Raw genomic sequence first — 13,144 nt, forward strand, 5'->3', positions numbered from 1 at the left:
TATAGAGAAAATTTAAAGCATAGACGTTCGGTTTTCAGCGCTTAACAATATGAAGAATTCAGCCATTCAAATACGGCGTAAGCCGCGTCAATCACGTGCAAAGCTCACCCAAGAAGCCTTACAGGAAAGTTTTGTTCGGCTTTTGCATGAGCGCCCTGCCGACAAAATTACCATTCGTGAAATTACCGACCTTGCAGGCGTTGGCTTAGGGACATTTTATGAATATTTTTCCAAGAAGGAAGATTTGATTGCGCTAACCATTCATTTGCATGTGAAACACAATGCCGAACAGATGAAAACTTATGCACAATCGCTGATGAAGTTATCCACAGATTTGGATTTTCAAGAGTATTTACAGCAAATCATCCACTTTCAAATTGAGCAAATTCAAGTGCAGCAGTTTTTATGGTCACAGGTGTTTTTATTGGAACGGCGGATTTCAGATATTGAAAGTTACCGTAAAAGTTATGTCATGATGGTGCAAATGTGGCAACACATGCTTAAGCCTTTTATAAATAACGAGGAAAAGCTCAAGCCAATGGCTTTAAATATACAAAGAGTGTGTTATGGCTTTGTGTCGCAAAGCTTGTTGATCGTACCAAACTTTACTGAATGGGATGAATTAAAACGAGATATAATTCATATGTTGCGCGATTAGACTTCGCGGACAAGTCTAATGACGTTTCAAATGCATTGGTGAATAAAATAAAGTCATGTTATTTACAAAAAAAACGGCTCTTAAACCAGTTATTTTAGATATTTAGGAAATTCATTTTTACGGTAGAAGAAAATCATTCATCACTTGGTTCATCCTTCAATAAAAGTGCTTTAGAAGTTAAGCTTTTATTGCCAGCTTACTTATCTCATTTATACGCCTTTGCAATGCTGGCCAGTTGTAAGCTCTTTAAAAATTCAGCCTTATATTTTGGACTATGGCCTAATGCACTCCGAGGATAGCCATTTGGGATCGCCTGATAGACTGCTGGCAATTTTTATTTGCGCACTTTCTGGTAATAACTTTGAGTACCAAGGTGATCTACAAATGGTCTGCGGCGCCTTAAACAAACATCAGTGTTACGGTTAGGGTCATATATTCAATCGACTACCGTTTTAAATAGCTTAGGGATGGCCTTAAGTCTGAATTTTTTAAAAGATTGGCTGAGGTGCTTGTTTTAACTATTTTTTTAGTTCTGATAAACAACGTTTACGGGCCTGATTTAGTAAAGACTGTATATCTGGACTAACCTGTTGATCTACATTGATCGATCTGCTGCGGCTGCTCCCTACAACACGCTGGGGAAAAATGCCGCTACGTTGGTATCTGGATTTGGATTGGTTCTATGTATTCAGCAATACATTCATATTGATAACCACCCGGTGCCAAGGGTATTGCAGCTTTAAAATTTAATTCAAGCGCATCTTTTTGCTCCTGAGCTGCAACCGCAATCACAGCTGCACCACCTTGACTACGCCCCATCAGCATCCAGTCTTTACTAAATTGCCTCGGCTTCCAAGAATGCAATGCACGCACAGAATGCACCAAATTATAAACTTAACTGACTACATTCATATGAGGGTGCAGTTTTGGCTTACCCAGTCCTTATAATCTGTTGCAACCACTACATAGCCATGCCTCAAACAACTGTCGATTGCACCATCTATGACTAGTTGCAAACTATATACAGGCCCATTGTATAATCACTTGAAGGAGCACTTGTATCAGCCACACAGTCGTGCCATGTGCTCATGCCAATACGGTCCAGTCTTGTTTAAGTGCTTATCCTTTTGGGCGTAAAATATATCCCGAGGTCAAAATGGGTTCGCCATTAACCCCCTCAACTACGATATGCGATCACGTAAGGTTGCCTAGTATGTTGATATGATGTAGGAATCGATTCAAGCTGGAGTGACAACACCTGACCTGACAACAATAAAGATAGCTGTACCAACTGGCATCACCCCATAAAAATTTATTTACAATTTTCTAAAACAACTTAGACCACTTGCCAATATTTCTTCAGCTGTATTTTTAGCTTATTTTAAGTATTAAATAATGTCTTTAATGTTGAAAAGCTCTGCAATATTAACAACATAAAAATGTCTTTCATTAACTAGAATCAGCTAAAAAACCTATATTAAGGCCAAAATCCATAATAAAAATATGGATTTAATTAGTTCGTCCTGTTCTACCTGTCATAGCTATATATTTGAGTTTAATTCATCGATAAAATATTAAAACAAAATATATAAATAAATAATATAAATTCAATAACTTGATTCATCGAATTAACCATTTATTCAAAACTATTTTTCCATTTGTCAAAAGCCACAGAAAGCTTTAGAGTCAATAAGTATATAAAGATTTTTAAGCTTTTAACGGCTACAGTTTTATGACTTCTCTTCGATTGATTGCTGCTTGAAAAATTTTAGAATGAGAGAAAAACTGTTGTCACATTGTCACTTTAAAATGAATTAACAAAACGGTTAATGTCATGTGCTGTTGAGCGTGTTATCAATTGAAAGGTTATAACTCCCAACTTTAATACATGATTATAATAATGGAGATACTCAATGAGCGACGACGTTAAAAAATGTCCTGTCACCCACCTAACAACTGATGCTGGTGCTCCTGTTGTAGATAATCAGAACAGTATGACGGCAGGTGCACGTGGTCCTTTGCTTGCCCAAGACCTATGGCTTAATGAAAAACTCGGTAATTTCGTTCGTGAAGTAATTCCAGAGCGTCGTATGCATGCCAAAGGTTCTGGTGCTTTCGGTACGTTTACCGTGACTAACGATATTACCCAATATACCCGCGCTAAAATTTTCTCAGAAGTTGGTAAAAAAACTGAACTTTTTGCTCGTTTCTCTACCGTAGCGGGTGAGCGTGGTGCTGCAGATGCAGAACGCGATATTCGTGGTTTTGCCCTTAAATTCTATACTGAAGAAGGTAACTGGGATTTAGTTGGTAATAACACCCCTGTCTTCTTCCTACGTGATGCACGTAAATTCCCTGACTTAAATAAAGCAGTGAAACGTGATCCAAAAACCAATAAGCGTAGTGCAACTAATAACTGGGATTTTTGGACTTTACTACCTGAAGCTCTACACCAAGTTACGATTGTGATGTCTGACCGCGGTATTCCAGATGGTTACCGTCATATGCATGGTTTTGGTAGCCATACTTTCAGTTTTATTAATGCCAATAATGAACGCTTCTGGGTTAAATTCCACATGCGCACTCAACAAGGCATTAAAAACTTAACCGATGCTGAAGCTGAAGCGATTATTGCCAAAGACCGTGAAAGCTCACAAACCGATCTGTTCAATGCAATTGAACGCGGCGATTTTCCAAAATGGAAAATGTACGTTCAAATTATGCCTGAACTTGATGCAGAAAAAGTACCTTATCACCCATTTGATTTAACCAAAGTATGGCCTAAAGGCGACTATCCGTTGATTGAAGTGGGTGAATTCGAACTCAACCGTAATCCTGAAAACTATTTCCAAGATGTTGAACAAGCCGCTTTTGCACCAAGTAACTTGGTGCCGGGCATTAGCTTCTCACCTGACCGTATGCTGCAAGCGCGTTTATTCAACTATGCTGATGCTGCACGTTATCGCGTGGGTGTAAACCATTACCAAATTCCTGTAAATGCACCACGTTGCCCTGTTCATTCCAACCGTCGTGATGGTCAAGGCCGTATGGATGGTAACTATGGTGCAACACCGCATTATGAACCAAACAGCTTCAGCCAATGGCAAGAGCAACCACAATACAAAGAACCACCATTGAAAATTACTGGTGATGCTGACTTGTGGGATTATCGTGAAGATGACAGCGACTATTTCAGTCAACCACGTGCATTATTCAACTTAATGAATGATGAACAAAAACAAGCATTGTTTAATAACACTGCTGGCGCAATGGGCGATGCACTCGACTTCATCAAATATCGTCATATCCGTAACTGTTACGCATGTGATCCAGCTTATGGTGAAGGTGTTGCAAAAGCATTAGGCTTAACTGTAGCGGATGCGCAAGCTGCTCGTGCAACTGATCCAGCTCAAGGTAATCCAGGCTTGCTTTAAGTTTTATCTTTGAATAAAAAAACCACCTTTTAAGGTGGTTTTTTCTTGGCATTAAATATTCCAACTACCGTCTATTAATCCTTAAACAATCAATTTTTTGCCTTCATGCATGGTTAAAAATGGATTCATTAACTTTGATGTTTTTCGCATTGCATGATGTAAGTCATGTTCAGGTTGGTCTCTAGCTTCATCAGTCAACTGAAAAGTCCGATAATGCATTGCCAATGAACATTTTGACTGTAAATCTTTATGCGCCTGAAAAGCTTCTTCGGGATTCATGTGCAAATATTTCATTAAACGACGTGGCTCATAAGCTCCAATCGGTAATAACGCTACTCGGGGTGCACCTAAGCGTGTATGGATTTGTTTGAAATGTGCGGCATAGCCCGTATCTCCAGCAAAGAAGAAATGTCCTGTACTATGCACGATGGAAAAACCTCCCCATAAGGCATGATTTTGATCTCGCCAACCACGACCTGAACCATGCTGTGCAGGCGTATAAACGATACGCAAATCTTCAAACATTTCCGATTGCCACCAATCAAGTTCAATGACATTGAAATGTGTGGGTAAATAATAAGCATTGCCTAAACCAGTATAAATCGGCATAGCAAATTGTTCATGTAACCAATTCAAGGTTGCTAAATCCATATGATCATAATGATTATGGCTCAGTAAAACCCCATGAATTGTAGGTAATTCTTCTAAGGCAATTCCTGCAGGACAAGCACGTCGTGGTCCAGTCCCTTGACGTGGGCCTGCATACTCCGCCCATACAGGATCGGTCAAAAAATTATATGGCCCAATTTGAATCAAAACCGTCGCATGTCCGACAAACCAAACCAACCAATCATCCATTTTAGCCAATGGCCGATTGTGCGGAATGCTACGCGAAGAAGCAAAAAACTGTTGGTATTCTTGCTCACGATCTACTTTCCATGTATCGCTTTTACGCGTCATGATCCATTTCAGCATATCTTTACGCGTAAACGCATCGGGATTTCGAAGGGTATTAAAGAATTTTTCCCCATTAAAATGGTCAGTTGCCAGATAATCAAATACAGGCTTCGTCCACGTATGTTTCATACAGCTTTTAGTACTGATTTGAAACTGTGCTGATTGAGTTTTTTGATTCATGTGTATTTAAAATTCATTCACTATGCTGACAAACCTTGCAAAGTATTTAACCTCGCAGACCTATTGATCAAGACGACCTTTCATGCGCTCAAGCCAAACCTTCCGAGATTGAGGCTTGACAAAGAGTGCCACAATTTCAGGATGAAGCTGTTTAATTTGTGCTTCAATTCTGTTGACACAAGCTTCTATATCATCTGACGTTAAATTATCTTTAAATTCAAGACTCAAAGATGCCAAAACTTGATGTGCACCCATCTGCTCTGTTAACACCCCATTGGCAGAATGCACTGCTGGATCTTGCTCTGCAACCATCAAGACATTATGCCTCAATTGTGGATCAGCAGTTTCTCCCATGAGCAATCCTTTAGTCTCACGTGCAAGTAAAATTGCTGAAATAGCGAGTACAACCCCAATTAGAATTGATGCCAGACCATCAAGCATTGGCATATTCAGCGCGTGTGATAAATAGATACCGATCAGGGCAATAAACAGACCAATCAGCGCTGCTGAATCTTCAAATAACACGGTAAATGTCGTCGGATCTTTACTGCGTCGAAATGCTTCAAAATAGCCCTGTTTCCCTTTGATTTTACGAAATGCTTTCAATGCCACAAACCAAGACGTCCCTTCACACAAAATCGCAATACCTAATACGATATAGTTAATCATCGGATTTTGCATTTCTTCGGGATGATAAATATGACTAACCCCTTGATAAATCGACACGATCGCACCCAAAGCAAAGACCATCAACGCCACAATAAAAGCCCAAAAATACAGCTCTCGCCCATAGCCAAACGGATGGCGTGCATTTGCTGGCTGCTGCGATTTTTTCATACCGTAGAGCAGTAAGATTTCATTTAAAGTATCAACCACAGAGTGAATAGCTTCACTCAACATGGCCGAACTATTCGTGATATAGGCAGCGACAAACTTCACCAGTGCAATCGCTAAATTGCCGAAGAGCGCTGCATATACCACGATTTTGTTAGATTCAGACATTTAAAATTGTCCTAAATTTATTTTTATCAAACAGATCTATTTGATTTTATAGCTCATTCCATAGTACTCAAACTGACTGTAGCTGTTGTTTGTTATTTTGTTGTTTTTACACCAACTGTCGATTGTTTCGACAATGCCATCATGTTCCATGTGAAACACGCTCTTTAGCGCAAAGGTATAGAAAAAAAAAGGAAGCCGCAGCTTCCTTATAATTCCGTAGATGTACACGGTTCAACGTACTTTATTAAAATATTTCTCGCGCCACTCTTTCCAAAAGTACATCACAATACCAAACATCACGACCACGATTCCAACAAAGGCATTGGAGCTAATATGTTCACTGTTCAACGTCGCTCCCAAAACCAATGCTATGACAGGTGTCATCACATTACTGAGTGACACCGTTGATGCCGCCAAACGTTTGATCAGCCAGAAGTAACACAGCATTGCTACAATGGATGACATGATCATGGTAAAGACAAATCCAATCATTGCACGGCCGCTTGGCAATTCGGTTGGAAAATGCTGCCAGATAAAAGGAATAATGAGCATCGATCCTAAAGCTGAAACAATCAGGGAACCGGTTGCCTGTGACATCGGCTTTAACGGTGCGTTAATCTGTTTCACCCAAAAAATCGAACTAATATACGACACCATGCTGATTAGCATCAGTACAACGCCAATTGGATTGACTTTGCTATCAGCAGAATCTGCAAAGACAAAAGTTAGACCTCCCACTGCAACCGCCATGCCCAACCACTGCAAAGCGACCAATTTATGTGTTTTTAAAATTACATGCCCAATCAAACCGGCAATTAAGGGTGAAAAACCAAAAATCAGTGCCATTAAACCAGAGGTGAGATAATTGGCTGCGAGATAAATAAACAACTGTGCGCCAATCAAATTCAAACTCCCTGCCACATAACTTTTTAATGAGGTTTCATCAAACGGCAAAGGATCACGCATCAATTTCAACAGAAACAGCGCAATAATAGATGCGCCGAAGTAACGGATAATCAACACCCACATCGGATGTATTTCCTGCACACTCCACACAATCGCGAGCGGCGTCGTCGCCCAAATCAGTACCAAAAGAGCATATATACTTGCCGTCAGCGGCAGTGAAGATTTCATTTCATTCTCAAATTTGATTGTTCTAACGACTTAACCTGAAACCCACTATTCAGATCTGGAACTACTCGTAAGACCATTAACTAATAAAGTTTAAGACCAATTATTGTTCTCCCCTTTATCAACTAAATTGGAGGCGGTATGAATGCCACCCGATCGTTTGGGGTATAAGGACTTCTCTTCAAACGATCAATAATCTCCCCTAACCCCTCTTTAAAAAAAGAGGGGGAATCATCCAAACGAAATCCATTCTTCACAAAGACTACTCCCTCCTTTGAAAAAGGTGGGCTTGGAGGATTAAAACCGTTGAATAGATCTATATAAGCTAAAACTATATACATGGACTACAAAATAGCTTTATAAGTGCAATGCTAAAACTAAAGACATAAAAAAACAGACCTACGTTACCGTAAGTCTGCTCCTCTTAGACATTCAGCTTACTTTACAAGTTTACGTAAATCTTGGCTTAAATCTAAATATTTATCCGCTTCAAACGCCGCATTCTTGCTAATCAATTTTTTCAAATGACGCATCTCTTTCGCAGCATTTACAGTGATACCACCCACGATTACACCGTCAGTAACACCAAATAAAACAAATGATGATTCTGCAGCTAATTCAGGATTAACTTCGCCACGTGCAATCCATTCGCTTGCAGCCATATCACCTACAAATTGATAGTTGATATTTAACTGATCTGTCCAGAACCACGCTGGATTTGGGGTTGGATGTTCAACACCCATTACATGACGAGCAAAGATACCTGCTTGCAAGTTCGCATTTTCCCACGTTTCCACACGGCGGTGGTTACCACAGTCACGAAGCTGAGTCGCAACGTCACCCGCTGCATAAATATCTGGATGCGAAGTTTGGCAGTTATCATTCACTTTAATGGCAAAATCAACGTCTAAACCTGCATCAACCGCAAGTTGAGCATTTGGCACAATGCCAATACCATAGATCACTGCATCGGCACGAAGTTCTTCACCGCCTTCAAGCGTGATCACCACTTCTTCGCCATCAAGCTTACAGTTAGCAATAGAAGTCGAAAGACGAACATCTACACCTGCAAGACGTTGCTGTGCCAATAAGAATTCACTTAAAACACGTGGAGATGAACGACCCATGACCATTGGACCCATTTCAATCACGGTCACGATACAGTCTTTAGAACGTGCTGAAGAAGCAAGCTCAAGACCAATCACACCACCGCCGATCAATACAATACGGCGACCCGCTTGTAATACAGGCACCAATGCTTGTGAATCTTCAAGGTTACGTAAGGTATAAACGTGTTTACCCAAAGCATCGAAATTCGGTAAACGGCGTGCTGCACCACCGGTTGCTAGAAGCAACTTGTCAAATGCAACAATTTCGCCATTTTTCAGTTCAACTGTTTTCGCATCGCTATGGATTTTCACAACGCCATTGCCACGAATATGTTCAACACCGAGTTCTGCCAATTTTTCTTCTGACAGAATTTCGATTTTGGTCTCTTCAGGTTTTAGAATTACGTCTTTAGACAAAGGCGGACGTTCATAAGGAAGATGTGTTTCATCACCCACCAAAATGATTTTGCCTTCATACTTGTTCGCACGGAGTTCTAAAATGGCGCTAGCACCAGCTTGACCAGCTCCAACAATAACGATGGTTTCGATACCATTTTGGCTCATGGGTTTGTTCCTTATTTCAATTCTGCAGATACGATGCCGAAGCCCGCAATCCACTCACTAATATCTTCGTAGCAATGTGTTGTCATGTCGTATTCGCCCACTTCATGTAGTGCAGCAAAAGCAGCCATCCAAGAACGAACTTCTTGACCGCCACGACCGCCTTCAACACGAATTTCAGCTTCAGTCATCGCTTCAATGGCAGCAAAGTCAGCTTTGGCGAAAGTATCAAGCAATGCACGATCCCATTCTGGGTTTAAAGGCACTGCGACAGAAGTATCACCCGCTGCGAGTTTTTGACCGACAGCAATGATTTTGCCTTGACGTGTATTACGTGCCTCTTCAGTTGGATTACGACCTGCAATCAGGAACTCTTCCACTTCTGGTGGAACTGAACCCATTTGCGGCGTTGGTGGATCATGAGACAAACCACCTGTACCCAAAACAAGTACACGTTCATTCTCTAAGTTCAATGATTTAATGAACTGACCGACTGCACGACCCAAAGCGACTGTACGCTTGGTTGTTGGCATCGGTGCAGCTGCACCATTGATAAAAATTGGAATCGTTGGATAACGATCAAGCTTGCCACCACAAAGGAAATGTAATGGTTGAGTCACACCGTGGTCTGCCTGCATACGATAAGAGTATGCAACATCGACACCTTCATCCAATACGCGACGAACCAGACTGATTGCTGTTTCTTCAGGCACATTAATGTGGTCATTGTCTTTACCATAATCCCAATCACCTGCTGCTTTGGCACGAATACCGACGCAGAAAGATGGCATGAGGTCATAGAAGAAACCATTGAAATGGTCTGGACCAAAAGTAATGATCAATGTTGGATTATAGTCTTCAACTTCTTTAGCGAGTTTGGCAAAAGTTTCGCGAACTTTTTCCTCTTTGTATTTCTCTTGCGGAGAAGCGAATTCCATTAGGGGACTGTGCGATGCACAAATAAGTTTAACGGCCATGGGTGACTCCTAAACGGAAGGCAGCCAAGACGGCTGCCGAGTAAGTCCTTTACGTATTTGGCGAATTAAATCTCGTCAAAGAAGCCAGCACGTGGTTGTCGTAAACCACGGATACCCAGACCACATTCAGCATTAATTAAAACACCAGTTAATGGGCGGTTGTTTTGACGAGAAGCCAATAACACGTATGAACCAGTCATATCTTCAGGTTCGGGTAAGAAATTGAGCGGCATGCCGCGTGCAATCTTCTCAGGATCGCGTGCATCGAGTAGACCGAGGTTTTCTTGGCCTAAAGAAGCAGCACCTTTGATGTTTACATTCATACCCGACGGAGCAACAGCGTTCACTCGTACTTTAGGCGCAAGCTCGTAGGCTAATTCTTTCATGATCCCAACGCCAGCATGCTTAGACGCTGTGTATACAGGGCCTCCGCCTGCCGAATACAGTGCTGAGTTAGACAAAGTAAATATGATAGAACCTTCCGAAGCTATCAATGCATCAAGTGCAGCTTTGGCACCTAAGATGAGAGATTTGGTGTTAATACCCATAATCTCATCAAAAGCTTTTTCCAGCTGTTCACCCGATGTATTGACGATATCTGCGTAATGATCCCAGATACCTGCGTTTCCGACGAAACAGTCAAGTTTGCCATAATGTTCTACAGTTGCTTGTACTGCACGAACATTATCCTCATAGCTGGCTACATCTCCTGCGATCGCAAGCACGCGGTCACCAAAATGTTCTTTCAATGCATCAACTTTCGATTGAGAACGTTGAAGAACAGCAACTTGTGCACCTTCTTCTAAGAAACGTTCAACCAATGCCCAGCCTAAGCCTGAACCACCACCGGTAATAAGTGCAACTTCGCCTTGTAGCCAACCCATGATTACTCTCCTGCCATCTCTACGTATAAAGCACCATCTTCAACAATCACAGGGAATGTTTTGATAGGATCTGTTGCTGGTAAGCATAATGCTTGACCAGTTTTCAAACAGAATCGAGCCGAATGAAGTGGACATTCAACAGTGCCATCATCTTCAAGGTAACCTTCAGACATTGAAGCATTACCATGTGAACAACGGTCGTTCATCGCGAAAAATTCGCCATTGTTGTTGAATACTGCAAGCGCATCGATACCGTTAACGCCGCAATCTACTTTCAATGCTTCGCCTTCGTCTAATTCGTCAACTTGGCAAACAAAAATCTTATTCATTAGAAGAACACGCTCAGGTTATGTGAGTTGTAAGTCACCTGATCAAGGGTAATCTTACGGTTGAAGATTTCGAACCCTTGCTCAGTGTCGACTTTGCGGATCTTGTCGTGACGCTTACCACAGTAGATTGTTACATCTTTCTCTTTCTGGGTACGGTACAACAAGTACGTTACGTAAACGTCGTATTCGCCTTCAACTTCAGTCGCTTCAACAATCACATTTGAAACCATGTGTGTTGTACGTGAAGGAGGTTCTTCGGCCCATGCCATACCTGTCTCAAGACGGGCAACACGGCGTTCCAACAAATCTTTGGTATCGTTAAATACCCAAGTTGTAGGTGGCTCGATCGAACGGCGACGGTCACGAGTTTGAGCGTTCGGTGTAGTACGCAAGGTATAAGAAATATCTTCTGCCAATACGTCTAACCATTCGCGGAATTTCCAGTCGTCAAGCAATTTTGCTTCACGATAGAGGAACTGACTAATTTGGTGATGAAGTTCTAAACTGATTTGACTCATTTCATAAGCTCCTTCTCATATTCGTCAGCCGCAGCTTCAACGTCTTCCCATTTTTCATGAATCAATAAATCTGCCCAACGGCGGTACATACCACGTGCTGCAGTCTCAGAGAAAATATAGTTAGTGATACCCGGGATACCATCTTCACGTACTTTCTCGTTGCCTTTACCCATTTCCATAATGAGTTTGTTTTGACGTGCTTTATAACCACGTAATACTTTTTGGATTTCGATCCAGTTTTCAGAGTCATCTTGCTCTAGGAAACCAGCAGGACCGAAGGCACGTGTTGCAGAACGTTCAAATGCTGCTTGTACATCTTCTGGCGCGTCCGCATCACAGATACAGAATGCCCATACTTCAGTCTTGTTTGGACCACGTGGGTGCCATACACGAAGCGTTGCAGTACCGTTCAACCAAGATAGTGTTGGGAACATGGTGTTGTGACCAGCAAGACGCAGTGCACGAGTTTCCCCTAGGCGTTCTTTCACTTCTTCATACGTTTCACGGAAGTAGTTTGCTACTTCACCATCCACCCATACGTTTGCGTCTGGTTTCTCAGTGAAGAAGAAGCCTGAACCGTGACCACGTGAACCGTATTGGATCGCGTCTTTCGCAGTTTCCCAAACTGGACGGGCAGTTTGTGCAGCACCTAATTTCTTAGAAGATTCATCATCTGGTTTAGCACCAAGCACCTGAATCGCAGATGCATGAGAGAACAACGCGTGGTATTGGTCAGAAGCGAACTGTTCAGCTGCAAATTTCCAGTTACAGTCGATTTCCCATTTGTGTACACCACCAACGATCACAGTACCACCTTCACGACGGTCTACAACGCCGTCCAGGTACCAAGCGATATCGCCCATGTATTCTTCTAGATCTGGAGTTGTTTCATCCCAGCAGCCGAATACTAAGCCTTTGTATGATTTAACGCGGTTAACTTCTACCAGACCCCATTGCTCTTTACATGCACCATGTGGGTAAGCACGATCTTCAAGCGGGATATCTTTTAGAGAACCGTCAATACCGTATGACCAGCCGTGGTATGGGCAAGTGAACGCACGTGTATTACCACAGTCCGCGAAGCTCACACGCATAGAGCGGTGACGACATTGGTTTAAGAATGCTTTGATTGAGCCATCTTTTTGACGTGCCACGATGATTGGATCTTCACCCATATAGGTATTGAAGAAATCGCCAGCTTTAGGAATTTGGCTCTCATGGCATAGGAATAACCATGTACGACCGAACACACGTTCTAATTCAAGTTCGTAGATGTCTGGATCTGTATAGATAGATGGCGTGATACGTCCATTTTGTGCATCGACTAAAGCATCGATTTCGCGCACATCAATTTTTCCACTCATGAAAAGCTCTCCTGTGACCATAAGGCACAAAGTAATAGAC

General features: G+C 41.9%; 12 protein-coding genes. 2 read left to right on the forward strand and 10 right to left on the reverse strand.

Annotated features, from left to right (window positions below; genetic code table 11):
• Positions 1 to 49 precede the first annotated feature (49 nt).
• Positions 50 to 658, forward strand: a complete 609-nt coding sequence (locus FTU34_RS05590) for a TetR/AcrR family transcriptional regulator (protein WP_180034970.1) — start codon at positions 50 to 52, stop codon at positions 656 to 658.
• A gap of 651 nt (positions 659 to 1,309) precedes the next feature.
• Here the strand turns inward: FTU34_RS05590 and FTU34_RS05595 are convergent.
• Positions 1,310 to 1,531, reverse strand: a complete 222-nt coding sequence (locus tag FTU34_RS05595) for a hypothetical protein (protein WP_180034971.1) — start codon at positions 1,529 to 1,531, stop codon at positions 1,310 to 1,312.
• A gap of 1,040 nt (positions 1,532 to 2,571) precedes the next feature.
• On the opposite strand from FTU34_RS05595, the gene FTU34_RS05600 reads away from it, so the two are divergent.
• The gene (locus FTU34_RS05600) at positions 2,572 to 4,092 is read left to right on the forward strand and encodes a catalase (protein WP_111884100.1); all 1,521 of its coding nucleotides are present in this window, start codon (positions 2,572 to 2,574) and stop codon (positions 4,090 to 4,092) included.
• Positions 4,093 to 4,173: 81 nt separating this feature from the next.
• Here FTU34_RS05600 and FTU34_RS05605 read toward each other — a convergent pair whose 3' ends face one another.
• From FTU34_RS05605 to hcaE, 9 genes are all read right to left on the reverse strand, one after another.
• Complete coding sequence (locus FTU34_RS05605; protein WP_078192767.1) at positions 4,174 to 5,229, reverse strand: MBL fold metallo-hydrolase; 1,056 nt, start codon at positions 5,227 to 5,229, stop codon at positions 4,174 to 4,176.
• A 60-nt stretch (positions 5,230 to 5,289) separates the two neighbouring features.
• Complete coding sequence (locus FTU34_RS05610; RefSeq protein WP_180034972.1) at positions 5,290 to 6,231, reverse strand: cation diffusion facilitator family transporter; 942 nt, start codon at positions 6,229 to 6,231, stop codon at positions 5,290 to 5,292.
• A 231-nt stretch (positions 6,232 to 6,462) separates the two neighbouring features.
• The gene (locus tag FTU34_RS05615) at positions 6,463 to 7,365 is read right to left on the reverse strand and encodes a DMT family transporter (RefSeq protein WP_180034973.1); all 903 of its coding nucleotides are present in this window, start codon (positions 7,363 to 7,365) and stop codon (positions 6,463 to 6,465) included.
• Between the two features lie 434 nt (positions 7,366 to 7,799).
• A complete protein-coding gene (gene hcaD, locus FTU34_RS05620; protein WP_180034974.1) occupies positions 7,800 to 9,035 on the reverse strand; it encodes a 3-phenylpropionate/cinnamic acid dioxygenase ferredoxin--NAD(+) reductase subunit in 1,236 nt (411 codons plus the stop codon).
• Between the two features lie 11 nt (positions 9,036 to 9,046).
• On the reverse strand, positions 9,047 to 10,009 hold the full coding sequence (locus FTU34_RS05625) for a 3-carboxyethylcatechol 2,3-dioxygenase (RefSeq protein ID WP_180007135.1): 963 nt from the start codon (positions 10,007 to 10,009) through the stop codon (positions 9,047 to 9,049).
• A gap of 65 nt (positions 10,010 to 10,074) precedes the next feature.
• Positions 10,075 to 10,893 (reverse strand): 3-phenylpropionate-dihydrodiol/cinnamic acid-dihydrodiol dehydrogenase, encoded by an 819-nt coding sequence (gene hcaB / locus FTU34_RS05630; protein ID WP_078192772.1) that lies wholly within the window; start codon positions 10,891 to 10,893, stop codon positions 10,075 to 10,077.
• Positions 10,894 to 10,895: 2 nt separating this feature from the next.
• Positions 10,896 to 11,222: a 3-phenylpropionate/cinnamic acid dioxygenase ferredoxin subunit gene (gene hcaC / locus FTU34_RS05635; protein ID WP_067763933.1), complete on the reverse strand. Its 327-nt coding sequence runs from the start codon at positions 11,220 to 11,222 to the stop codon at positions 10,896 to 10,898.
• Positions 11,222 to 11,740 (reverse strand): 3-phenylpropionate/cinnamic acid dioxygenase subunit beta, encoded by a 519-nt coding sequence (hcaF, locus tag FTU34_RS05640; protein WP_078192773.1) that lies wholly within the window; start codon positions 11,738 to 11,740, stop codon positions 11,222 to 11,224. The genes hcaC and hcaF overlap by 1 nt, the downstream gene beginning before the upstream one ends.
• The gene (gene hcaE / locus FTU34_RS05645) at positions 11,737 to 13,104 is read right to left on the reverse strand and encodes a 3-phenylpropionate/cinnamic acid dioxygenase subunit alpha (RefSeq protein ID WP_078192774.1); all 1,368 of its coding nucleotides are present in this window, start codon (positions 13,102 to 13,104) and stop codon (positions 11,737 to 11,739) included. Before hcaE ends, hcaF begins: the two co-directional genes overlap by 4 nt.
• Positions 13,105 to 13,144: the final 40 nt, after the last annotated feature.

Source organism: Acinetobacter sp. YH12094, assembly GCF_013419295.1.
In the GTDB taxonomy this organism is placed as follows: Bacteria; Pseudomonadota; Gammaproteobacteria; order Pseudomonadales; family Moraxellaceae; genus Acinetobacter; species Acinetobacter amyesii.

Bases quoted from the DNA above. Each gene is read 5' to 3' on its own strand.
- FTU34_RS05590 (WP_180034970.1), top strand. From the start codon at position 50: ATGAAGAATTCAGCCATTCAAATACGGCGTAAGCCGCGTCAATCACGT.
- FTU34_RS05600 (WP_111884100.1), top strand. From the start codon at position 2,572: ATGAGCGACGACGTTAAAAAATGTCCTGTCACCCACCTAACAACTGAT.
- FTU34_RS05605 (WP_078192767.1), bottom strand. From the start codon at position 5,229: ATGAATCAAAAAACTCAATCAGCACAGTTTCAAATCAGTACTAAAAGC.
- FTU34_RS05610 (WP_180034972.1), bottom strand. From the start codon at position 6,231: ATGTCTGAATCTAACAAAATCGTGGTATATGCAGCGCTCTTCGGCAAT.
- FTU34_RS05615 (WP_180034973.1), bottom strand. From the start codon at position 7,365: ATGAAATCTTCACTGCCGCTGACGGCAAGTATATATGCTCTTTTGGTA.
- hcaD (WP_180034974.1), bottom strand. From the start codon at position 9,035: ATGAGCCAAAATGGTATCGAAACCATCGTTATTGTTGGAGCTGGTCAA.
- FTU34_RS05625 (WP_180007135.1), bottom strand. From the start codon at position 10,009: ATGGCCGTTAAACTTATTTGTGCATCGCACAGTCCCCTAATGGAATTC.
- hcaB (WP_078192772.1), bottom strand. From the start codon at position 10,893: ATGGGTTGGCTACAAGGCGAAGTTGCACTTATTACCGGTGGTGGTTCA.
- hcaC (WP_067763933.1), bottom strand. From the start codon at position 11,222: ATGAATAAGATTTTTGTTTGCCAAGTTGACGAATTAGACGAAGGCGAA.
- hcaF (WP_078192773.1), bottom strand. From the start codon at position 11,740: ATGAGTCAAATCAGTTTAGAACTTCATCACCAAATTAGTCAGTTCCTC.
- hcaE (WP_078192774.1), bottom strand. From the start codon at position 13,104: ATGAGTGGAAAAATTGATGTGCGCGAAATCGATGCTTTAGTCGATGCA.